The sequence below is a fragment of the uncultured Jatrophihabitans sp. genome, from assembly GCF_964246335.1.
Lineage (GTDB): Bacteria > Actinomycetota > Actinomycetes > Mycobacteriales > Jatrophihabitantaceae > Jatrophihabitans.
In genome coordinates, this window is the sequence record NZ_CAXTQF010000046.1 from 1 (window position 1) to 22,374 (window position 22,374).

The 22,374-nt window shown below is 68.2% G+C and carries 24 protein-coding genes; 15 read left to right on the forward strand and 9 right to left on the reverse strand.

The features are described from left to right. The coding region (locus ACFFCN_RS13200; RefSeq protein ID WP_375492280.1) for an alpha/beta hydrolase family protein at positions 1 to 763 on the reverse strand (763 nt) is incomplete at its 3' end. Between the two features lie 211 nt (positions 764 to 974). Here ACFFCN_RS13200 and ACFFCN_RS13205 point away from each other — a divergent pair. From ACFFCN_RS13205 to ACFFCN_RS13215, 3 genes are all read left to right on the forward strand, one after another. Then, the gene (locus tag ACFFCN_RS13205; protein WP_375492282.1) at positions 975 to 1,757 is read left to right on the forward strand and encodes a winged-helix domain-containing protein; all 783 of its coding nucleotides are present in this window, start codon (positions 975 to 977) and stop codon (positions 1,755 to 1,757) included. 2 nt (positions 1,758 to 1,759) lie between these two features. Further along, positions 1,760 to 2,602, forward strand: a complete 843-nt coding sequence (gene mshD, locus ACFFCN_RS13210; protein WP_375492284.1) for a mycothiol synthase — start codon at positions 1,760 to 1,762, stop codon at positions 2,600 to 2,602. A gap of 108 nt (positions 2,603 to 2,710) precedes the next feature. After that, positions 2,711 to 3,862: a hypothetical protein gene (locus ACFFCN_RS13215; protein ID WP_375492286.1), complete on the forward strand. Its 1,152-nt coding sequence runs from the start codon at positions 2,711 to 2,713 to the stop codon at positions 3,860 to 3,862. Between the two features lie 43 nt (positions 3,863 to 3,905). On the opposite strand, the gene ACFFCN_RS13220 is transcribed toward ACFFCN_RS13215, so the two are convergent. From ACFFCN_RS13220 to ACFFCN_RS13230, 3 genes are read right to left on the reverse strand one after another with little or no spacing between them, the layout of a single operon-like run. Beyond that, the gene (locus ACFFCN_RS13220; protein ID WP_375492288.1) at positions 3,906 to 4,415 is read right to left on the reverse strand and encodes a hypothetical protein; all 510 of its coding nucleotides are present in this window, start codon (positions 4,413 to 4,415) and stop codon (positions 3,906 to 3,908) included. Between the two features lie 17 nt (positions 4,416 to 4,432). After that, on the reverse strand, positions 4,433 to 6,376 hold the full coding sequence (locus ACFFCN_RS13225; protein ID WP_375492290.1) for a hypothetical protein: 1,944 nt from the start codon (positions 6,374 to 6,376) through the stop codon (positions 4,433 to 4,435). 24 nt (positions 6,377 to 6,400) lie between these two features. Then, positions 6,401 to 6,703, reverse strand: a complete 303-nt coding sequence (locus ACFFCN_RS13230; protein ID WP_375492292.1) for a hypothetical protein — start codon at positions 6,701 to 6,703, stop codon at positions 6,401 to 6,403. Between the two features lie 367 nt (positions 6,704 to 7,070). Here ACFFCN_RS13230 and pstS point away from each other — a divergent pair, with 367 nt between their 5' ends. The 11 genes from pstS to ACFFCN_RS13285 all read left to right on the forward strand — a co-directional run bounded on the left by pstS (position 7,071) and on the right by ACFFCN_RS13285 (position 18,886). After that, on the forward strand, positions 7,071 to 8,207 hold the full coding sequence (gene pstS, locus ACFFCN_RS13235) for a phosphate ABC transporter substrate-binding protein PstS (protein WP_375492293.1): 1,137 nt from the start codon (positions 7,071 to 7,073) through the stop codon (positions 8,205 to 8,207). A 95-nt stretch (positions 8,208 to 8,302) separates the two neighbouring features. Continuing rightward, entirely contained in the window at positions 8,303 to 9,424 is a 1,122-nt protein-coding gene (pstC, locus tag ACFFCN_RS13240; protein ID WP_375492295.1) for a phosphate ABC transporter permease subunit PstC, read from the forward strand. Next, positions 9,421 to 10,380, forward strand: a complete 960-nt coding sequence (gene pstA / locus ACFFCN_RS13245) for a phosphate ABC transporter permease PstA (protein ID WP_375492297.1) — start codon at positions 9,421 to 9,423, stop codon at positions 10,378 to 10,380. Before pstC ends, pstA begins: the two co-directional genes overlap by 4 nt. A 25-nt stretch (positions 10,381 to 10,405) precedes the next feature. Then, positions 10,406 to 11,185, forward strand: a complete 780-nt coding sequence (pstB, locus tag ACFFCN_RS13250) for a phosphate ABC transporter ATP-binding protein PstB (protein ID WP_375492299.1) — start codon at positions 10,406 to 10,408, stop codon at positions 11,183 to 11,185. Between the two features lie 18 nt (positions 11,186 to 11,203). Then, the gene (locus ACFFCN_RS13255) at positions 11,204 to 11,611 is read left to right on the forward strand and encodes an ankyrin repeat domain-containing protein (protein ID WP_375492300.1); all 408 of its coding nucleotides are present in this window, start codon (positions 11,204 to 11,206) and stop codon (positions 11,609 to 11,611) included. Between the two features lie 112 nt (positions 11,612 to 11,723). Next, positions 11,724 to 13,481: an FAD-dependent oxidoreductase gene (locus ACFFCN_RS13260; RefSeq protein ID WP_375492302.1), complete on the forward strand. Its 1,758-nt coding sequence runs from the start codon at positions 11,724 to 11,726 to the stop codon at positions 13,479 to 13,481. Between the two features lie 264 nt (positions 13,482 to 13,745). Continuing rightward, entirely contained in the window at positions 13,746 to 15,599 is a 1,854-nt protein-coding gene (locus ACFFCN_RS13265; RefSeq protein WP_375492304.1) for a choice-of-anchor G family protein, read from the forward strand. Positions 15,600 to 15,815: 216 nt separating this feature from the next. Beyond that, positions 15,816 to 16,343: a hypothetical protein gene (locus ACFFCN_RS13270; RefSeq protein ID WP_375492306.1), complete on the forward strand. Its 528-nt coding sequence runs from the start codon at positions 15,816 to 15,818 to the stop codon at positions 16,341 to 16,343. A gap of 8 nt (positions 16,344 to 16,351) precedes the next feature. Next, entirely contained in the window at positions 16,352 to 16,822 is a 471-nt protein-coding gene (locus tag ACFFCN_RS13275) for an SRPBCC family protein (RefSeq protein WP_375492308.1), read from the forward strand. Between the two features lie 101 nt (positions 16,823 to 16,923). Continuing rightward, positions 16,924 to 18,258 (forward strand): S8 family serine peptidase, encoded by a 1,335-nt coding sequence (locus ACFFCN_RS13280; protein ID WP_375492310.1) that lies wholly within the window; start codon positions 16,924 to 16,926, stop codon positions 18,256 to 18,258. Positions 18,259 to 18,364: 106 nt separating this feature from the next. Beyond that, positions 18,365 to 18,886: a DnaJ family domain-containing protein gene (locus ACFFCN_RS13285; RefSeq protein ID WP_375492312.1), complete on the forward strand. Its 522-nt coding sequence runs from the start codon at positions 18,365 to 18,367 to the stop codon at positions 18,884 to 18,886. A 2-nt stretch (positions 18,887 to 18,888) separates the two neighbouring features. On the opposite strand, the gene ACFFCN_RS13290 is transcribed toward ACFFCN_RS13285, so the two are convergent. Both ACFFCN_RS13290 and ACFFCN_RS13295 read right to left on the reverse strand, forming a co-directional pair. Next, positions 18,889 to 19,113, reverse strand: coding sequence for a deoxyribodipyrimidine photolyase (locus ACFFCN_RS13290; RefSeq protein ID WP_375492313.1), 225 nt, complete (start codon positions 19,111 to 19,113; stop codon positions 18,889 to 18,891). Between the two features lie 43 nt (positions 19,114 to 19,156). Further along, complete coding sequence (locus ACFFCN_RS13295) at positions 19,157 to 19,582, reverse strand: SRPBCC family protein (RefSeq protein ID WP_375492315.1); 426 nt, start codon at positions 19,580 to 19,582, stop codon at positions 19,157 to 19,159. A 126-nt stretch (positions 19,583 to 19,708) separates the two neighbouring features. Between ACFFCN_RS13295 and ACFFCN_RS13300 the strand changes: the two genes are divergently transcribed. Then, positions 19,709 to 20,005, forward strand: a complete 297-nt coding sequence (locus tag ACFFCN_RS13300) for a hypothetical protein (RefSeq protein WP_375492317.1) — start codon at positions 19,709 to 19,711, stop codon at positions 20,003 to 20,005. Positions 20,006 to 20,012: 7 nt separating this feature from the next. On the opposite strand, the gene ACFFCN_RS13305 is transcribed toward ACFFCN_RS13300, so the two are convergent. The 3 genes from ACFFCN_RS13305 to ACFFCN_RS13315 form a co-directional block, all read right to left on the reverse strand. Continuing rightward, positions 20,013 to 20,642 carry a hypothetical protein gene (locus ACFFCN_RS13305; protein WP_375492319.1) on the reverse strand — a complete coding sequence of 210 codons (630 nt, stop codon included), beginning with the start codon at positions 20,640 to 20,642 and terminating at the stop codon, positions 20,013 to 20,015. Between the two features lie 9 nt (positions 20,643 to 20,651). Then, positions 20,652 to 21,728, reverse strand: a complete 1,077-nt coding sequence (locus ACFFCN_RS13310; protein ID WP_375492320.1) for a zinc-dependent alcohol dehydrogenase family protein — start codon at positions 21,726 to 21,728, stop codon at positions 20,652 to 20,654. Positions 21,729 to 21,793: 65 nt separating this feature from the next. Further along, positions 21,794 to 22,255, reverse strand: coding sequence for a hypothetical protein (locus tag ACFFCN_RS13315; protein WP_375492322.1), 462 nt, complete (start codon positions 22,253 to 22,255; stop codon positions 21,794 to 21,796). Positions 22,256 to 22,374 lie beyond the last annotated feature (119 nt).

Here is a 22,374-nt window from a genome sequence, read left to right on the forward strand (position 1 = left end):
CGGCGGCACCGGCGGCGGCACCGGCGGCGGCACCGGCGGCGGCACCGGCGGCGGCGAGGACCCCCCGCGCAATGCGTCCGACCAGCGCCTCGGTGGTCGCGACCTCGGCGTGCCCCATGTCCGGCTCGATCCACACCTCGGCGTTGGGCGCCGCCTCGGCCAGTGCCTCGACGTGCCGCATCGGGAAGTAGCGGTCGGCGTCGCCGTGGACGAGCAGCAGCGGCCGCGGGGCGATGGCGCCGACGACGTCGGCCGGCGCCTCGGGCAGCGTCTGCCAGCCCTGCGCCGAGACACGGGTGCGCCGCAGCAGCCGGGTGGCCGCTCGTCCGGTGCGCTTCTCGAACATCCAGTGGACGATGCGCATCGGGCGGGTGCCGCGTTCGAACCACACGCCCGGGGCGCTGACGCTGACCACGGCGTCGGCGTCGCCGCCCAGGCCCGCGTGCCGAAGTACGGCCGTCCCGCCCATCGACCAGCCGAGGACGGCGACGAATCGGTAACCGGCCCCGCGCATCCAGTCGACGGCGGCCGCGATGTCGTGGATCTCCTCGGCGCCCGCGGTGCCGTGGCCGCCGGACCGGCCGTGCCCGCGGAAGTCGGGGGCAAGCACGCCGATACCCGCCGCGTTGACCCCGCGGACGATGCGTTGCACGTGCGGGTTGCGCGCCGAGCCGGTGAATCCGTGGGCGACGACGCAGCCGATGCCGCGCGCGAGCTGGTCGTCGGTGCCGGCATCATCGGGGCGCGGCCAGTGTTCGGCCACGAGTCGAATCCCGTCGGATGTGTGCAGGACAACTGTCCGAGGGGCGTTCACTCTGCCATTGTGGTCCGCACTGGTTTACTAGCCTGAAACGCTTTTAGGGCAGAGTGGCCCGACCGGTGGGGTACCGATCATGTGTCACTGCGGTGCTCCACCAGCCCATGTACGTGCCGACGGGGGATGGTTCTCCGTCACCTCCGCGAAGGAGGCGAGCGTGGAGCTGATCCTGCTCACCGCCGCGAAGCAACCCACGGCCGAGGTGCTGCCCGCGCTGGGCCTGCTGCCGCATCACGTCACCGTGCTGCCGCAGGACGCCGGCATGCTGGTCGACCGCAGCCTCGGCGACGCCGTGCTGGTCGACGCGCGCCGCGACCTGATGGGCGCGCGGCAGTTCCTGCGCCTGTTGCTGGCGATGGGCACGGCCGTGCCGGTGTTCGCGGTCGTCACCGAGGGCGGGTTGGTCGCGGTCTCGAGCGAATGGCCGATCGACGACTTCGTCCTCGACACCGCCGGGCCGGCCGAACTCGACGCTCGGCTGCGCATCGCCGCCGAGCGCAGCGCCACCCGTAGCAACGAGAGCGGCCCGAGTCTCGAGGTCGGCGAGCTGGTCATCGACGAGCAGACCTACACCGCCCGGCTGTCCGGCGTCGCGCTCGACCTGACGTACAAGGAATTCGAGCTGCTCAAGTTCCTGGCACAACACCCCGGACGGGTGTTCACCCGCTCGCACCTGGTGCAGGAGGTGTGGGGCTATGACTACTTCGGCGGCACCCGCACCGTGGACGTCCATGTGCGACGGCTGCGCGCCAAGCTCGGCGCCGAGTACGAGGCGATGATCGGCACCGTCCGCAACGTCGGCTACAAGTTCGTGCGGCCGACCGACGCCGGCGCCCGCCGCGACACCGACCGAGCAGCCGATGCGGTCGTCGACGACGTCGTTGACGACCCCGACGGCGTCAGCGACCGCGCAGCCGACTTGCCGAGGCATACTCGGTAACCGTGCCGCAGGCCGTCGCCACCGGAGTGCCCGACGAGCCGACCCGTGCGGCGATCCGACGGCTGGCAGACGACATCGAGCAGTCCGACGGCGCGCCGCCCTTGTCGGATCAGGCACTGAGCCACCTCGGTTCGGCCGACGTCGCGCATCTGGTGGCGTCCGACGACGGCCGATTGATCGGGTACGCACAGCGCGACGGCGCAACGCTGGAGCTCGCCACCGAGCCGACCGCCGTCGACCTCGTACTCGACGCCGCGACGAGCACCGGCACGCTCGCCTGGACGCACGGCCGGCGCAGCCGCCTGGTATCCGCGTTCGAGGCGCGCGGCTACGTGGAGATCCGACAGCTGCACCAGTTGCGCCGCCCGCTCGACGCCACCCATCCGCTGCCCGCGGACCCACCGCTCGCCGACGACATCGTGGTGCGCGCCTTCGAGCCGGGCCGCGACGAGCAGGAGTGGCTCGCCGTCAACGCCGCCGCCTTCGCGCACCATCCAGAACAGGGCGACATGACGCTGACCGACCTGCGGGCCCGGATGGCCGAATCGTGGTTCGACGCCGACGGGTTCCTGCTCGCCGAGCGCGGCGACGAGCTGCTCGGCTTCCACTGGACCAAGGTGCACGCCGACGGCAACGGCGAGGTGTACGTGCTCGGCGTCGCGCCGGGTGCACAGGGCCTCGGCCTCGGCAACGGCCTGCTCGTGCGGGGCCTGCACCATCTCGAGCGGCGTGGCTGCCCGACCGTGCTGCTCTACGTCGACGGCGACAACACCGGCGCAATCCGGCTCTACGAGAAGGCCGGCTTCGCCTCGTACGACACCGATGTGCAGTGGCAGCTGAGCTGATCGACTTCTCGGTACGCTCCCGCCATGGCCGTGCGTGATCGTTTTCGCAGTCGCAGGTGGGTCATCGCCGGGCTTCTCGCTGTGCTGGTGGTGACCGCCGCGATCACCTTGGTCGTCATCGCGCCGTGGAGCGGGCCGGACGGGCAACGGGTCGACGTGGTGGCCGGCGGCGGAACGTCGACGGCCGCTTCGGGACCGGCCCGCTCGCTGCGATTGCCCGGCATCAACGCTATGGCGGTCGCCAAGGACGGCACGGTCTGGGCCGCCGGCGCGACGGACGTGCCGCAGATTATCCGCATCGACCGCGACGGACGGGCGACCCGGACGGCGGTTCACCCGACCGACAACGATCCCATCCAGTCGATGGCGGTCGCGCCCGACGGCATCCTGTGGATCCTTTCGGGCAACGGCGGCGACACCGCGTATCGCTTTGTGCACGGAACGCTCGAGCCTGCCTTCGCGCCGTTCGCCGCGAAGTATTCGGACCCGCCGGACGGTTCGCTCGTCACGACGCGCAGTCCGCAACCAGACATGACCCAGTTCGCCTTCGACGGAGCCGGACGCCTGGTGTTCCTGAGCCCGGGGTCCGGCGTCAACGACTTCCGCTGCGTCACACTGCGTCGCATCGCAGCAAACGGGCGGATCACGACGCTGGCTGGTCGCGACTACACCGACCGCGCCGACGCCGAACCGAATTCCGCGCCGGCGAATGGAACGGATGCGCGGCACATCTGCCTCGCCTTCTCTGACGACTTCGCGATGCTCGGACTCGACCGCGCGATCATCCGCTCCGAGCAGGCGACCTTCATCGTGGACCTGCGCACCGGTCGCACGAGCTCGTTGAGCTCGGTGAGCGACAACTCGCCGACCACTCCGGCCATTGCCGACCGGCCCTCGGCCCGGACCGCCGCGATGGGCACGTTGTACATGGGCGAGCCGGACACGCCGATCAGTCAACTGTGCGCCACGTCGGCTTCCACCTGGTTCGCAGTCAACCCGCGCACGACGAAGTCACCATTCGGTTCGCAGGCGTCCGTCCGGTTCCCGGCGACCTATGACTGGCGTCCCGAGCACGGCAAACTGATCGACATCAGGCCTGGCCACGGCCTGTCCCAGGTTCTCCTCCGGGTGGACGGAACGAGGGCACAGTTGGCCAGCGGCATCGCCTCCACCGTCGCCTGTACCGCGCACGACGTGTACGTGAGCGCCGCTACCGAGACGAGCAATCAAGGCACCATCGTGCGGCTACCCGTGCAGTGATCGTCGGCGCGGGCGCGATAGCGCGCGGTGTCCCAGCGGCCCGTCAGGAGGGTGACGACGTGGCCGGGGCCGGCACGGCGTGGAATGCCGGACACGCTTTGGTCGACCCCACCGCGCGTCCCTGGGCGAATTCGGTCAGGTCGTCGGAGTCGACATTGCCCACATAGGCGTACACCGCAGGATCCTGCAGCCAGGCGTTGAACGTCGCCCACTGCCGCGAATTCTTCATCAGGTCCTGGTAGGCGCCGCTGTCCGTCACCGACACGACCGCGCCGTCGGCGCCAGTGATCTTCGCGCCGCACAACTTCTCGTAGTAGGCCGGATCGCCGGTCCATGACCGGTGTTCCTCACTGACAGGAGCGAAATACGGCGGGTGCGCCCCGCGCGAGCGTTCGGCGTTGTAGTGGGCCACCGCGACGCCCATGTAGCTCGACGGCGCGCTGAACTGATTGCGGTCCGGAACCGAGGTTCGCGACGGAGCGGGCGACGAGCTGCCGCTGCAACCGGCGAGCGCGCCACCGAGGAGGGCGGCCGCCGCGACCAGGGCACCCACCCGCGGACGGACATTCCTCAATTGTTGGGCCCGGACGGGTCTGCGGATACATGGGCCTGGACAGCGGGGTCCAGCAACCACTGCTGGAAGTCGTGCAGGGACTGCGGGGACTTGGTGATTGCATCCCAATCGGGCTCGCCGTTGGAATCGGTCTTGATGGTGCCGTCGCTGTTCGTGAACAGGTGATGCGGGTCGTAGAAGTTTGGTTTGCCGTTCCAGTCGACGTCGCCGTCGTTGTAGAAACCGAACGGGTGCTTCGTCTTGCCGTTGGCCACGTCGGACTGCCCTTGGTTCCACTGCTGGACCGCAGAAGTCGCGTAATTGCTGCCCTGGTCCAGGCTGGTGCGGGTGATCGGGACCGAAGGCCGCTTGGGCGGCTCGCCGACCGTCTTGTCGGTGATGAAGTCGCTGAGCCAGTCGTTGACCGCTCCGGCGCCCTTGGCCGCGATGTCACCCGGGATGCTGCTGGGGTCCTCCAGCCAGTCCAGACCCTGGGAAACGAGACCCTTCACGGCGTTCTTGCGGTCGTCGAAGCTCTTCGCGTCGTTCTGCTTCAACGTCTTCATGATGTCGGTGAAGTTCTTCTGCATCTCGTCGTGCGCATACCGCTGCCACGACGTCGCGTACTTCTGCGCCTGTGCCGGGTTTTTGCCGGTGTCGAACGCCTTCTGCATGTCGGCATTGAGGGCGCCTTCCTGGCCGGTCAGCGATGACTTGAATTTCGCCGCCAGTTCGAGCAGCCCCTGGTCGTTCGTGACGCCGGCGCCGAAAAACTTCTTCCAGCTGTCCTCGCTGGCGTTCACCGGCAACCAGTTCACGTTGTGGAACGTGCTCAGGTCGATCGGTGATTGCAGCTGGGCCTGGTAGTCATCGAAGTACTCGACGCCGATGTCGGCGTACGTTTTCTCCAGCAGGCCGTGACTCTGGTCGCCGTCCTGTCCGACCTTGTTGACCAGGAAGTTCGCGTTCATCTCGGCCAGGTTCTTCACCCTGGGGTCGTTGAGCGCCATCTGCGCGTACGTGCTGCGGGCGTCGATGGTCGCCGAGTGCAGGAAGTTGATGAAGTGCAGGGTCGGCTGTGTGGGCAGCTTGCTGTTGCCGAGGTCGTACAGGCCCTGCTGGTTCTTGTGGTAGTAGTCCGCCGCAGCCACCGGGTTGTTCGCCAGGGCAAGGAAGATGTTGTCCATCGACTGCGAGTCCATCCGCCCCGGGCCGTCGCCGAACGATGGACCCTGCAAAGCATTGTCGGCGATGTCCTCCAGCGAAGTCTTGCTCCACGTCCCGTACTTCATCATCGGCGTGAAGATGTCGAGCGGGTCGATGCCGGCGCCCAGATTGCCGGCACCGTCGCTGAGCTGCGCCATGTAGTGCGCATCGAAATTGGTGTGGTAACTGGCGGTCGAGAACGTTTCGCCGAGGGCGGACAGCTCGCTGACGTGCGGCTTTCGGTCACCGGTGTAGTGCTCGACCTGGAACAGGATGAACGCGGTATTCGTCGGCCCGAGATCCTTGACGAACGCCGTCGCGTAGTCGGGGTCGTCGCCGTATTTCGTGAGGTCGTCGTACACGTCCTGCGGGACGCTGTGGCCGTGCTTGCGGGCATCGTCGACCTTGCCGGCGTCGATGTGCGCACGCGCCTTCGCCGCGGCTACGGTCTTGAACGAGCCGAGCAGGTCGCCCTGGAAGTACGCGACCTTGCCGCCGCCCGGGTTCTCGGCGACCAATTGCTGGGCCATGCTCACCCGCCGGTTCAGCTCGGGGATGACCGGGGCGATCTTGGCGGCGATCCGTTTCAGCGTGTCGATAGCCGTCGTCGGAACGCCGTTCTCCTCGAAATCGCTGAGCAGCGGCACGATCTGGTTGTTCACGCCGTCCACGGACTTGTGCAACGCGCTGCTGGCAGCTTTGAGTGCGCCGGGGTCGATCGAGGCGTAGTTGCCGCCGCCGTTGTCCGTGCCCATGTTCATGCCTCCGTGGATTGGGGGTCAGATACGGCCGGCGTGCACGAGTTCCATCATGTGAACCTGCGACGCCGGCACGGTCTTGGGCGTGTTGCCGATGACCTTGAGGATGTCGTTGACCAGCTCGTTCAGGGCGTGCTGGAACGGGCCTGCGTTCGGTGCGAGCAGGTTGTCGTGTACCTGGTCGGCGCGGGTTCCCGTCCATGCGGTGCCCGGACCGATCGCCTTGGTGGGTGATTCGAGGGTCGGCGTCGCATTGGCTGCCGCCTGCGCGCTCGCCAGCAGCTCGCGCAGCCAGGTCAGCTTGGGGTTCGGCACGTCGGTCATGGCAATCCTTCGGTTCGCGCTGGTGGATCAACGATCGTGGCAACCGGCGAGCTGCACAAGGGCTGCCGCAAGCTTGCCGGTCAGCTTGCCCATGGACCCCGGCCCGTGAACAGCCCAGCACGCTGCGTGACTGGACGGACCGGACATGTTGCGCATTCTGGGCGTAGCGGCGGCGCAGTATGCACCATCCGCTCGTGGCCGGGAACACTCCGCGCGCCGCGTTCACCTACGCGCCATCCCGGCCAGGCCTGAGCGATACCTGAAGCGGCAAACGCATTCATTTCGCGTTAACCGACGGCACCCCAGCGCGCCATGTGCTGCTCCTACCGTCCCGCTTGATAGGTCAACAGACGAAGGGGAATAGATCGTGAAGCTGAACCGTGTCGCCCTCGGCGCCGGCGCGTTCGTCGCCGCCGTGGCGCTGGCGGCCTGTAGCAGCAGCGGTGGTACCAAGGCAGGCTCGTCCGGCTCGTCCAGCTCGTCCAGCAGCGGCGGCTCGAGCAGCAGCGCTGCGGCGAGCGGTTCCTGCTCGACCGGCACCCTGAACGCCGCCGGCTCGACCGCCCAGACCAACGCCATGACCGGCTGGGTCAACGGCTACACCAAGCAGTGCTCGGGCGCGAAGATCAACTACAACCCCACCGGATCCGGTGCGGGCATCACCAGCTTCAACGCCAAGCAGGTCAACTTCGCCGGCTCGGACTCGCCGCTGAGTGCGCCGAAGGGGGAGGTCGCAGGAGCCCAGAAGGCGTGTGCGAGTGCTCCGCTGGATCTGCCGATGGTGGTCGGCCCGATCGCGGTCGTATACAACGTCAAGGGCGTGTCGAACCTGACACTGACGCCGCAACTGTTGGTGAAGATCTTCACCGGCAAGATCACCACCTGGAACGATCCGGCCATCAAGGCGAAGAACTCCAGCGCGAAGCTGCCGAGTTCGAAGATCGGCGTCATCTACCGATCCGACGCGTCGGGCACCACGCAGAACGTGGAGAACTACATGGCCGCCACCGACCCGACCGACTTCAAGGCCATGCCGGCGAAGGACAACGCCGCGCAGGTCTTCAAGGGCCAGGGCGAGGCCAAGTCGCAGGGCGTCTCTTCGGCGATCAAGAGCACGCCCAACTCGATCGGGTACGACGAGTATTCGTTCGCGGTGAGCAGCAGCCTGAACACCGCTGCCATCGACAGCGGCTCGGGCCCGGTGCAGGTCTCGAAGGACAGCGCGAGCGCGGCTGCCGGCCAGGCGACCGTCGTCGGCACCGGTGACGACCTGAGCCTGAAGCTGAACTACAAACCGACCTCGAAGAGCGCGTACCCGCTCATCCTGGTCACCTATGAGATTGCCTGCACCAAGTACGCCGACTCCACGACGGGGACGTTCGTCAAGAACTTCCTGAACTACACCGTGGGTGACGGCCAGGCCGGACTCGCGCAGGAGGGCTACGCCCCGCTGCCGACCGAGCTGCAGGCCAAGGTCAAGGCGTCGATCGCGAAGATCAGCTGACGCTGGCCACCCCATGCCCCGCCGGTCGCCTCTAGGGTGACCGGCGGGGCATCCCCTCTTCACGACAGGTACAACACATGCCGGATCGAGAAACCATGACCGATCGTGCGCAGCGGCGGCAGACCGGTGACGCGTTGCCGCCGCCGAGCATCGGGGGCGAAAGCGTGACCGACTCGAACCCGCCGTCGCTGTCCGAGACGGCGACAGCGCCGGAGCACGTCGAAGCGCTCACGTCCAGCGAGCCGCTCACCGCGGGCTTCGGTGGGTCGGCCACGCCGGTGCCCGGAGCGGGCGCAGCTACGGGTGGTGCCCGCAGACGCATCGGCGACCGCATCTTCGGCGGCCTTGCCTCCGGCGCCGCACTCGCCGTCATCCTGCTCGTCGTGCTCATTGCGACGTTCCTGATCATCCAGTCGGTGCCGGCGATCTCTGCCGACAAGGACAACTTCCTGACGTCGACGAGCTGGCAGACCGACGCGAACAACCTGCACTTCGGCGTCGCGCCGCTGCTCTACTCCACGGTCATGATCTCGATCATCGCGATGATCATTGCGGTGCCGATCGCCGTGGGCATCGCGTTGTTCATGACGCAGTACGCACCGCGTCGGATTGCGAAACCGGTCGCCTACGTGATCGACCTGCTGGCCGCGATCCCGTCGATCATCTACGGCATCTGGGGCGTCCTCACGTTCGCTCCGCACCTGGACGGCGTGCAGCGCCTGCTGTCGCACATCCCGGGCCCGCTGTTCTCCCTCGTCCAGCAGAACAAGACCATCTTCGACGGCGGTGTCGTCCTGGCGATCATGATCCTGCCGATCGTCACCGCCATCAGCCGCGACGTGTTCGAGCGCACCCCGCGCGCCAACATCGAAGCGGCGCTGGCGCTCGGTGCCACGAAGTGGGAGATGATCCGGATGGCCGTGCTGCCCTACGGCCGCGCCGGCGTCGTCAGCGGCGCGATGCTCGGCCTCGGCCGGGCCCTGGGCGAGACCGTCGCCATCTACATCATCGTCTCGTCGGTCAGCCCGCCCTTCCACTTCTCGATCTTCAATGGCGGCGAGACGATCGCGTCGAAGATCGCCAACGGTTCCGCGGAGTTCACCGGCGGCAAATCGACCGGTGCGTACATCGCGGCCGGACTCGTGCTGTTCATCCTGACCTTCGCCGTGAACTCCGCGGCGCGGTACATCGTGAACCGGAAGAAGGACTTCGTATGAGCACGATGACGGCGCCGGCGGCGCCCACCTTCGCCAAGGGCCGCGGCGTACGCCGGGTCAAGAACAACGTCGCTGCGGTTTTCGTGTGGCTCGCCTTCGGGATCGCACTCATCCCGCTCGTCTGGCTGCTCTTCACGGTGATCGGCAAGGGCTACCACGTCATCGTCAGTTCCGGTTGGTGGTCCAGCGACCAGGCCGGCATCAGCGCCGGCGTGCAGGGCGGCGGCGCGTCCGCGGCCATCATCGGCACCGCCGAGCAGGTCGCGCTGTGCAGCGTGATCTCGGTGCCGATCGCGCTCCTGGTGGGCGTCTACCTGGTGGAATACGGCACCGGGCGGCTCGCGCGCATCACCACGTTCATGGTGGACATCCTCACCGGCATCCCGTCCATCGTGGCCGCGCTGTTCATCTTCGCGCTGTTCATCACGACATTCGGCGCCAACGGCTCGGGCGCGCTCGTCTCCTTGGCCCTGGTGATCCTCATGGTCCCGGTCATCGTGCGAGCCACCGAGGAGATGCTGCGGCTGGTGCCCAACGAGCTGCGCGAAGCGTCCTACGCGCTCGGCATCCCCAAGTGGAAGACGATCCTCAAGGTCGTCATCCCGACGGCCTTCAGCGGGCTGGTGACGGGGGTGGTGCTCGGTATCGCCCGCGTCGCCGGTGAGACGGCGCCGCTGCTGATCCTCACGGGTTACGCGTCCAACACCAACAAGAACCTGTTCAGCGGTTTTCAGGCCGCGCTGCCGACGCTGATCAACAACCAGTACATCAACATCAACACTTCGTCGGGCGCGACCGCATACCACCTGGACGCCAACGGCAACCGGGTCGCGGGCGCAACCGCCAACTTCGCGCCTGATCGACTCTGGGGCGCGGCTCTCACACTCATCATCATCGTGATGGCTCTCAACCTCGTCGCGCGGCTCATCGGCCGACGCAACAAAGTCGCCAGCTGACCCCGGATACGCAGGAGAAATAGCGATGGCCAAGCGCATCGAGACCAAGAACGTCGACATCTACTACGGCAAGTTCCTGGCGGTCAGCGACGTCACGCTGACCGTCGCGCCGCGCAGCGTGACCGCCTTCATCGGTCCGTCCGGCTGCGGCAAGTCCACCGTGCTCCGCACGCTGAACCGCATGCACGAGGTGATCGCCGGCGCCCGTGTCGAGGGCAAGGTGCTGCTCGACGGCGACGACATCTACGGCAAGACGATCGACCCGGTCGACGTCCGGCGCACGATCGGCATGGTGTTCCAGCGGCCCAACCCGTTCCCGACCATGTCCATCTACGACAACGTCGTGGCCGGCATGAAGCTCAACAGCGGACGACTGAAGAAGTCCGAGACCGACTCCATCGTCGAGCGTTCGTTGCGCGGTGCGAATCTGTGGGAAGAGGTCAAGGACCGCCTCGCCAAGCCGGGTGCCGGGCTCTCCGGCGGCCAGCAGCAGCGGCTGTGCATCGCCCGGGCCATCGCTGTCGAGCCGCAGGTACTGCTGATGGACGAGCCGTGCTCCGCGCTGGACCCGATCTCGACGCTGGCGATCGAAGACCTGATCCAGCAGCTCAAGGAGAAGTACACGATCGTCATCGTCACGCACAACATGCAGCAGGCCGCCCGCGTCGCCGAGCGGACCGCGTTCTTCAACCTCGCCGGCGTCGGCAAGCCCGGCCAGCTGGTGGAGATGGACGACACCGAGAAGATCTTCGCGAATCCGTCCGACCGGCGTACTGAGGATTACATCTCCGGCCGCTTCGGCTGATCGGCCTACCCTTCGCGCGTGGATGACACCGGTCCGGACGCGGAGGCGATCGAGTTCGCGCACCGGATGTTCGACCTCGCCCGCGCCGGCGACGAACGGCTGCTGGGCTACGTGGACGCCGGCGTGCCGGTCGACCTGACCGATGCGAAGGGCAACACGCTGCTGATGCTGGCGGCCTACCACGAGCACGCGCCGCTGGTGGCCGCCCTCGCGGCCCGGGGCGCCGACATCGACCGGCTCAACGACCGCGGGCAGTCGCCGCTGGCCGGCGCGGTGTTCAAGAGCGCAAGCGACGTCGTCGACATGCTGCTCGGAGCCGGCGCGGACCCGTCGCGCGGCCAGCCGTCGGCGCTCGAGACCGCGCGCTTCTTCGGCAACGACGAGCTCGCCGGCCGCCTCCGCAACTCCGATCCCAACTCCCGGTGATCAACAGGAGCTTATGGTTGCCCTGGCGCGCAATCCGTGCTGTTGATCACCGGGGCGAGCTGGCGCATCGTCCGATTGAGGCCGCAGTTACTGTTAAGTACAGTCACACCAAATGGAGCAGCGGCCCCACGAGCCGCCCGGCGGAAGCGTGCGCATGGCCGACTACGACGTGCTGGTGATCGGATCCGGATTCGGCGGCAGTGTCACCGCGCTGCGGCTGTCCGAGAAGGGCTACCGGGTCGGCGTGCTCGAGGCCGGCCGCCGATTCACCGACGAGACGCTGCCGAAGAACTCGTGGGACACCCGCAACTTCGTATGGGCGCCCAAGCTCGGCTGCACCGGCATCCAGCGCATCCACATGATCAAGGACTGCCTCGTCCTGGCCGGCGCGGGGGTCGGCGGCGGTTCGCTGAACTACGCGAACACCCTCTACGAGCCGCTGCAGCCGTTCTACGACGACCCGCAGTGGTCGCACATCACCGACTGGCGCGACGAGCTCGCCCCGCACTACGCGCAGGCCAAGCAGATGCTCGGCGTGACGACCAACCCGACCATGACGCCCAGCGACATCGAGATGAAGCGGCTGGCCGAGCAGTTCGGCCGCGGCGAGACATTCGGCCCTACACCGGTGGGCGTCTTCTTCGGCCCGGACGGTGAGCAGCGGCCGGGTGCGAAGGTCGCAGACCCGTTCTTCGGCGGCGTCGGGCCGGAGCGCACCGGCTGCATCCAGTGCGGTGAGTGCATGACCGGTTGTCGGCACGGCGCCAAGAACACGCTGCTGACCAACTACCTGTACCTCGCCGAGAAGGCCGGAGCGGACATCCACCCGATGACCACGGTCACCGATGTGCGGCCCGCTGGCGGCGGCGGGTACGAGGTCGTCACCGTCGCCACCGGCTCGTGGCGGGCGAAGAAGACCCGCACGTTCACCGCCGAGCAGGTGGTCTTCTCCGCGGGGACGTACAACACGCAGAAGCTGCTGCACAAGCTGCGGGAGACGTCGCTGCCGAGGATCTCCGGTCGGATCGGCTACCTGACGCGCACGAACTCCGAGTCGCTGCTGGGCGTGCGGATCAACAAGCCGAAGCGCGACTACACCGAGGGCGTGGCCATCACGTCGTCGTGGCACCCGGACGAGAACACGCACATCGAGCCGTGCCGCTATGGCAAGGGCAGCAACGCGATGGGGCTGCTCAACACGATCATGACCGACGGCGGCACCCGCCGGCACCGCTGGGCGCAGATGCTGCTGGCGCTGATCCGCAAGCCGTCGAACCTGCGGCTACTCGTCCCGCGCAAGTGGTCCGAGCGGGTGATCATCTTGCTGGTCATGCAGACGCTGAACAACTCGATCACGGTGCGGCGCAAGAAGGGCCGCTTCGGCGCCCGGCTCACCTCCGTGCAGGGCGACGGCGAGCCGAACCCGACCTGGATCCCGGTGGCGAACCGCGCCGCCGACCAACTCGCCGAGAACGTCGACGGCGTCGCGGGCGGCACGTGGGGCGACCTGATGAACATCCCGATGACGGCACACTTCATCGGCGGTTGCGTCATCGGCGAGAGCCCGAAGACCGGCGTCATCGACGCGTACCAGCGCTTGTACGGGTACGAGGGTCTGCACGTCGTCGACGGCTCGACACTGACCGCGAACCTCGGCGTCAACCCGTCGTTGTCGATCACGGCGCAGGCCGAGCGCGCGATGTCGCTGTGGCCGAACCACGGCGAGCAGGATCAGCGGCCGGCGCTCGGCGCCAACTATCAGCGCATCGAGCCGATCGCGCCGCACTCGCCGATCGTCCCCGACACGGCGCCGGCTGCTCTGCGCATCGCGCCGATCCCGCTCGGCATGCCGGGCACGCGTACCGCATAACGCCGCGAGGCCGGTTCCGCCGGGCGCCCTCTCGCCCGCGATCCCGATCTGCCATTCCTGGCTGGTGGTCGCTGCGAGCGCAGCTGCGCGACCATTTACGAGGAAAGGCCGATGCGCATCTTGATCGGAACGCCGCCTCCCGCTATTGGCCGCGCCGTGGATGTCGGCTAAGTTCACTTACGAGTAACAAACGGTGACGGCAATCACGCCTGTCACTTACAGCGCCCGAGAGCACGGCTCGCGGCGGCAGCACAGGGGTGGGAATTGGCCGAGCACTCGACTTCACGTATCCAGATCGTGCCGCTCGTCGCGGCTGGCCTCGCGGCAGCGCTCACCGCAGGCGTAGTGATCGCATCCGGCGGCGGCGCAGCCGGCGCGGTTGGAGTTCGAGCTGCAGCACCGTCGAGTTCGTGCACCAAGACGTCATCGGGCTCGTGCATTCGCGGGGGCGAGTTCTGCCCGCAGCATTCCTACGGCCAGACCGGTCAGGATGCGGACGGTCGCAGCTACACCTGCACCGGCAGCCAGACCCACCCGCAGTGGGAACTGACGAGCTCGACCTCGCTGTCGGTTGAATCGGTCGGACGTTTCCTGGACGGCGCGGCCGGCGGCATGCCGATCCAGAGCCTCGTTGATCTCACCGACGCTCGCGCGAAGGCTCCGGGCACGCAGACCCAGCAGAACCCGCTGGACGCCAAGCTTCTCGGACAGGCCGACGTGCCCGTCGGCAACGCGCTGAAGCTCCCGGGGCCGAACAGCGCCTTCCACCTCGGCGCGGCCAACCAGGTCGCCGTCGCCAGGACGACGGGCTACGCCTACGGCGCCTCGGGCGCGGTGGCCAACTCCGGCGCCGTCTCGTCCGGCGGCGACGACAGCAGCTACCCCGCCAATGCAAACATCGAGCTGAGCAGCGCCGACGTCGGCTCGACGACAATCCCTGGCCTGCCGGCAGGCGCCAGCCTGCCATCTGGTGCGAACCCGGGCAGCGTCGCAGATCTTGGTGCCGTGACTGCCGGCATCGGTGCCGTGTCGGCGATTGCCAAGACCAACACCGGCGGTGCGTTGGCCAAGCCCGACTACCAGATCGCCGATCTGGACCTGGATCTGTCGTCGCCCGCCCTGGCTGCGTTGCTCAAGCAGCTGGCTGCCGGCGGCAAGCAGCTCGAGGCATTGCTCAACACCGTATCGACGAACCTCCCGGTCGGCAGCTCGCTACCCGCACAATGCGTACTGACCCCGGGTCAGCTTCCCTCCAGCAAACTGACGCTGGACAGCGGCGCCGTCACCGTCGACGCGTCGAGCGGCGCAATCACGGTTTCCGTGTCCAAGCTGCTGCAGCAGGCGGGGCTTGACCTCAACGATCTCGCACCGAACACCGACCTGCTCGCTCTGGTGCTAAACGAGTTGCCGACGGTGCTCAGCAAGGGTCTGGAGAGTGTCGTCAACGGCATCGTCAACCCGATCCAAGCAATCGGATCCAAATGCCTCGGGACGAGCGGTGCGTTGGCAACGCTGGTGGCCGGTCTGCCCTCGCCTGCGGCCGGCGCGCTTGCAACCGCGCTAAGCGCACTGACGGGGACCAGTGGCGAGTCGGCCATCGAGACGGCCGTGAACTCCATCGCCGACATGCTCGGTACCGGCAGCAGCGGCCTGAGCGCACTCACCGACCAGCTGGCGAACGTGGCGGACATCGGCGTGAACGTGCAGCAGGGCGCGTACCCGCTGTCGTCCGAGTCGAAGCCGAAGTACAAGTACACCAGCGGCCTGGAGGCCACCCCGGACCAGGCGACCCCTGAGGTCGACAACCAGGCCATCGTCCGCGCGCTCGAGATCGACCTGCTCAACACGGGCGCCGTCTCCGGCTCGGGCAAGACGCCTGCCGCCTCGCTGGCCCTGGCCAACGGTGCGGTGAGCACAGACGTCGTCACCGCGGCCAGCAACAGCGCATCGCCGGAGAACACCGCCACCGCGCTGCCGACGGGCGTGCCGGCCGGCCAGGCACTGCACGGCGGGCCCAGCACGCCGTCCGTGCTCCTGGCCGTGCTCGCGACGCTCGCCCTGCTGCTCGCCGGCGGTGGCACGCTGGCCTACCGCAGACGGGCAGGCGTCCACCGCTGACACAATCGATCTTGATGCGCTCAAGGGCCGATAGCCCGGTCGGCGCATCAAGATCGCGATAGCGGTTCGTTCCGGCCCGTCGTCCACCGCGGACGACGGGCCGGTGCCGTCTGTGGCAACTGTGCGCCGAGTGAGGTGCTGCACGGCAGCGAACTGCGGTATACATGGACGCATCCGACATAGGGTTGGGGGACCAATATGTCAGGCACTTTGAGCATGCCGTGGGCCGGCGACGGCGGCGATGCAGCACGTCGGTTCGGCCATCACGCCGGCACGATGCTGATCACCTCGATCGTGGCGGTCGTGTACATCGGCCTGTTCCCACCGCAGGGCGTGCTGATGTTCGCGGTGCCGCTCGCCGTCTTCACCTTCGTGATCGTCAGCTGGCTGCTCATGCGCCAACACGATCGCCGCCTGTGCGAACAGTGCGCCAGCCACATGGTGCTCAACCCCGCGCAGCTGGCCCAACGCCAGAAATTCCGCCTGCACCTCGCCCACGTCGGGGCCCAGCCGCGTTTCGTCGTGCCCTACTTCGCCGTACTCATCGGCACGAACTTCCTCACCGGCCCGGTCGGCCGCGGGCTCTGGGCACTCGCGACGCTGTCGCTGGCGTACCTCGTGATGTCGCAGACCGCGCACCGTCGGCTCCAGCCGTGGTGCCCCTGGTGCAGCGACGGAGGCGGCGGCGAAGAGGTGGACGAGACGCCGCCGGTGCTCCCGCGCGACGACCGCGAACTCGTCTGACGGCACTCATGCCGCAGATCCGGCACAGCGGCACCTGCGACGCGCCGCTCGAGTTCACGTTCGCCTACCTGAACGACTACCGCAACGCGACGACGTGGATGTTCGGCCTGACCAGCTTCGAGCCGCTGAGCGAGCAGGTGGACGGTGTCGGCGCGACCTTCGAAGGAACGTTCGAGGTCAAGCCGGTGAAGCTGTCCTCGATCGTGCGCTTCACCGAGTGGGAGAAGGAATCGGTGATCACGTTCGAGTCGATCAGCGGCTTCGCCAACCGCTCCAGGTGGCGTTTCATCGCGGCCGGCCCGTTCCGGACCCACGTCGATGTGCTGTTCGGCTACGACCTGCCCGGCGGCCTGGCCGGCCGTGCCCTGGCGAAGGTGCTCGAACCGATCGTGACCGCGTCCATCCGGCGCAGCGACGCCACCCTGCGCCGGGAAGTTGCCACCAGATGGCAGAAAGCGGACGAATCCGGCATTTTTTGATGCCTCTTTCACGGCTGTGGCGATTGGATGAAGTCACTGCCGCGCCGGGTCGTCATCCCTGATCCCGGCGTGGACTTCTGTCCGCTATCCGTGGAGGTTTCATGCAGTTCTCCAACCCACGTGTGGCACGCCTCATCGGCGTCGCCGCACTGGTCGGCGCGAGCACGATCGGTGCCGCGCCCGCGGTGGCCACCGCCGCCGTCGTCGCCACGCCCGCCGTGGCGCATCACCACATCTACCGGCTCGGGCTGCGGGCCGCGCCGCCGACGACCGCCGACTGCCAGGCGCAGTTCCAGATCAACTGCTACTCGCCGAACCAGATCGAGAAGGCGTACAACACGCCCAGCCTCTACAACAAGGGCATCACCGGCCGCGGCCGCACGATCGCCGTGGTCGACTCGTTCGGCTCGCCGACCGTGGCCAAGGACCTGCACACCTTCGACCGAGCGTTCGGTCTGCCGGACCCGCCGTCGATCAAGACCATCACCCCGGCCGGCAAGCTGCCGCCGTTCGACCCGAAGAACAGCGACATGAACGGTTGGGCGTTCGAGACGACGCTGGACGCGGAGTACGCGCACGCCATGGCGCCGGAGGCCAACATCCTGGTCGTCGCCACACCGGTGTCCGAGACCGAGGGCGTGCAGGGCTTCCCGGAGATCGTCAAGGCCGAGAACTACGTGATCAACCACAAGCTCGCCGACGTCATCAGCCAGAGTTTCGGCGCCACGGAGAACACCTTCCCGAGCAAGAAGTCGCTGCTCGACCTGCGGTCGGCGTTCAAGAACGCCAAGTCGCACCACGTCACGGTGCTCGGCTCGTCCGGTGACGCCGGTGCCACCGACGCCGAACTCGACGGCACGACCGACTACCCCTACCGCGTCACCTCCTGGCCCGACTCGGACCCGCTGGTGACCGGCGTGGGCGGCACGCAGCTGAACCTGGACGCCAAGGGCAACCGCATCACGCCGGATGTCGTGTGGAACGACGGGTACGGCGCGGGCGGTGGCGGCAAGAGCATCTTCTTCCCGCGGCCGGCATTCCAGGACCGGGAACGCAAGATCGTCGGGGATGCCCGCGGGGTGCCGGACATCTCGCTCTCGGCGGCCGTCGACGGTGGCGTGATCGTGTACACCAGCTACGACCCGTCGGACGTCGGCTACGGGATCGTCGGCGGTACCAGTGAGGCGTCGCCGCTGTTCGGGGGTGTCGTCGCGCTGGCCGACCAGTACGCGCACAAGAAGCTGGGCGACCTCAACGGCCCGCTGTACAAGTTGTCGACGCAGACGCGCAACGGCATCGTCGATGTCACGAGCGGCAACAACAGCTTCGACGGCGTCACCGGGTTCTCGGCGAAGAAGGGCTACGACCTCGCGTCGGGCCTCGGCACCGTGAACACCAAGACGTTCGTGCCGGCGCTCGCCGACCAGGCCGGCTGACCGACACGCAACGCCCGACGGGGCCGGATCCGCAGCAGCGGGTCCGGCCCCGTTGCCGTGCGCGTCGTACCGTCGAGGCGATGAGCCGCCGAACCACGCCGCGCACATGACTCGCCGCAGGCCGCCGAACGTGTCCATCCCGACCTGGGTGGAACGGCAGATCCGCGATGCCAACGCCAACGGCGCGTTCGACAACCTCGAGGGCAGCGGCAAGCCACTGCAGAACCTCGGTCGCAGCCACGACGACCTTGCCTGGATGGCCGCCTACCTCAAACGCGAGAACGTCGAGGTCGACGCCCTGCTACCGCCGGCGCTCGCGCTGGCCAAGGAGGTCGAGAACCTGCCGGTGCGCCTGCTGCGCGAGCGGTCCGAGCCGCGAGCCCGAGCGGTCGTCGAGGACCTGAACACCCGGATCCTGCGTGCGCTCGCCGCGCCCCAGATCGGGCCGCCGCTGCGTGCCCGGCCGGTCGACGTGGAGGCCGTGCTGGCGCAGCGGCGTGCCGACCTCGAGGCGCTCGAGACCCTCGAAGCTGTTGCGGCGGCGGAGCCGCGCACGCCGGCAGCTCCCGCGGCCGTTCGAACACCGGCCCGGCGTCGCTGGCGCCGTCGCCGTCGCGACGACGCCTAGCGTCAGTACCTTGCGCGTTTGCTCGGGATCACGATGACGACGATCAGCGTCAGGATGCTGAAGATCAGGCCCGCGATGCCGAACAGGATGGCGCTGCGCCCCTTCGCGGCGGCGATGATCGCGCAGATGATCGCGGCGATCACGCTGCCGATCGCGACGAAGATCCCCTTGATACCGCTGAGGATGAAACCGGCCTCGACCTGGTGCGACGCGAGATAAGCGATCATGCCGCGATCATGCCGCACTCGGGGCAATCTCGCCGTCGGCGCACTACGCGGCTTTGCGAGCCTGGCGCACGAGCGCCGCCAGCAGCGCGACCGCGATCGCCCGCGTCACGGCCTTGCCGACGAGCGGCAACCTGCTGTCGGCGCTGATGCTGTACCGCACGACGGTCCCCTCGCCGGACGCGCTGAGCTCGACGTCGCCGCGGTAGTTGCGCAGCGGTATGCCGGCGAGCGCGCGGTAGGCGAGGCGGTGCGGCGGTGCGAACTCGGTGATCTCCTCGACGATCGCCGGCACCGGCAACGGCGCCGAGATCTCGCGCACCGCGCCAAGCCCGTTCCGCTCGTCGGACCCGGCCTTCGTGACGCGCGCGCCGACACCCGGTGCCCAGTTGCGCATGCCCTCGTGATCGGCGAGCACCGACCACACCGTCTCGACCGGAACACTCACGGTCCGCGTTGCCGTCGATCGCATCCGTCCCCCTCGTGCGTCGTCCCTGGCCTGTCACCCTAGGCGCGTGGGCGTACTGCTGGGCAGCACGTGCGGGCCAGGTCATAATGAAGTCGACGAGTCAGCCACATTCGGGGTCTGGAGGTTGCGATGTTGACGGTGACACTGCCCGCGCTCGTGGCCGGACGCGACCTTGCCGACGCGTTCGTCGACCCGCTGACCGGCATCGACGGCGACCGCGTGACCGTCGACGCACGAGAGTTGACCAGCGGCACCGCGTCGTTCGCCGCGCAGCTGGTGCGCCGCATCCTCGTCGACGCCCACGCGCAGCGGCTGGTGCTACTCGGCGCACCGGATGTGTTCGCTGGCTATGCGCGCGACGCCGCGCGCAAGCTGCACGTCGCCGAGCGCCTGGACGTGCTCGACTCGCTCGCCGAGGCGGTCTGAAGGCTTCTCACACCCGCGGCGTCGGCGGCCCGACGTCGTCGGTGCGCAGCGGCTCACCGTCGGCGGTGGACGGCGACACGGGCGTCGGCGGGCCCGCGAGTCGCGACCGCGCCGGCACCGCGACGGGCGCGTCACCGATACCGGCCGGCAGATCGGGCTCGCACAGCGTCGCACGCTGGCGTTCGGTGGTGTCGCAGGTCTTCGTCGACATCGCCGCCGCGGCCAGCGCGTTCACGTGCCGGAACCACGAGTCCTCGATCGCGGCACTGACGTCGTTGACGTCGATGTAGCGCACCTCGGCGATCTGCGTCCAGAGCCGTAGCGCCCGGGCGACGTGCTGGTCGTGCACTCGTGACACCGCGACGGCGAAGCGACCCTGCGCGCGCACGCGTCCGGCGTCGACCTCGGCAGGCAGCTCGGCCGTCGTGCCGAGCGACGTCCTGCTGACCGAATGCGGCACTGCCTGGCCGTAGAGCAGCAACGCCTGGCGCAGCTCGAGTCCGGCGTCCTGCGCGTCGATCAGCGCGGCACGCCGCGCGAGGTACAGCCGATCGGTACGCGCACGCACCGACGCAAAGATCTGCGTGACGATCGCGACGATGACCGCGACCGACGCGCTGATCACCGCACCGATCATGTGCACACGCTAGCTGGCGGGGGCGTCGCGAACTGTCGGTCCGGGCGCTGACACCTCGATCAGCGTCATGCCCGCGCCCACTTGCGTAGTGCCCATCGCGGCGAGTGCACCGGGTGCCTCGCTCAAGCTGATCCTGCGTTGCACCAGACGACCGGGCACGAGCTCCCCGCCCGCGATCCGCGCCAGCATGGCGGGGTACGCACGGGCCGGCATGCCGTGGCTGCCGAGCAGCTGCAACTCACCGGCGATGGCGGCAGCGAGCACCGTCTCGGGCAGCGGCCCGACGCCGGCAGCCAATCCGATCTGCACATGGGTGCCGCGCGGGCGAAGGCAGTGCACGGAGCCGACCAGCGTGGGCAGGCTGCCGAGCGCATCTAACGAAGCGGCGGCCCCGCCGCCGGTGATGTCGCGGATCGCCGACGCCACCTCGACCTGGGCGGGGTCGAGCACCTGTTCCGCGCCGAGCTCGACGGCCAGTGCCCGAGCCGCGGCTGAGGTGTCCACCGCAACGACGCGATTACCCTGCGCCACGGCGATCATGACCGCCGACAGACCCACCCCGCCGCAGCCGTGCACCGCGACCCAGTCGCCGGGCGCTGCCCGGGCTCGGTCGACGACCGCCCGGTACGCGGTGGCGAATCGGCAGCCGAGCGCCGCCGCGGTGTCGAAGTCCATGTCGTCCGGCAGGGCGACCAGGTTGACGTCGGCGTTGCGCACGACGACCTGTTCGGCGAACGAGCCCCAGTGGGTGAAGCCGGGCTGGGTCTGCGCCTCACACACCTGCCCATCGCCGCGTCGGCAGGTCGGACAGCGGCCACATGCCGACACGAACGGCGCGGTCACCCGCTCGCCGACGGACCAGCCCGTGACCTCAGCACCGACGGCGCTGATAACGCCTGCGAACTCGTGACCCGGCACGTGCGGCACGACGATGTCGCGGTCATGGCCCTGCCAGCCGTGCCAATCACTGCGACACAGCCCGGTAGCTGCAACAGCCACGAGCACGGCGTCCGGCGGGCAGTGCGGAGCAGGGACGTCGACCAGTTCAGGCGTCTGGCCGAATGCCGAGTACCGGACGGCGAGCACCACAGCAGGCTAATCAACGCACCTCGGCGATACGCGGGTGCACGCCTGCGTGCAGGGAGGCAGCGCTACTTACTGTGCAGGTACTTGTCCGAGCACTTGTCGATCTCGGCCGAAGAATGGGCTTTGGCCACGCACGCGTTGTACGCATGCACATCGTTCGTGGCGTCGTCGAAGGCACCGGCGATTGCCACCGACCAGAGGATCGTCGCAACCAGGCCCAGCACACCCAGGATGGCACCGGCCTTGGCCTTGCCCCACTTGAACGCGATCAGACCGAACACGATGGCCAACAGCACAAGCGGGTACGCGACGTAGTTCAGGAACGGCACACAGGCGAAAACGAAGCCGATGATGCCGACGACCAGCGCCGCTGTCGCGAGACCGGCATGCTTGCGCGTTTCGGTCGGCTGACCCTGGTAGTAACCAGGCGGCGGGCTGCCGTACTGAGCCGGCGGCTGTTGCTGATAGCCCGGTTGTGGCCGGTAACCGGGCTCCGGCTGCTGCGGGTACGACGTAGGTTCTGACATGGTCCCCCCTCGAGTTGGATCATGACCATACGCACTCCCGGCCGAAACGCCAGCCGAAGTTCTCCGGACCGCCCGGCCCGCGCATCAGGAGGCGCTGCGCCGGCGTCGCGCGCCCGGAA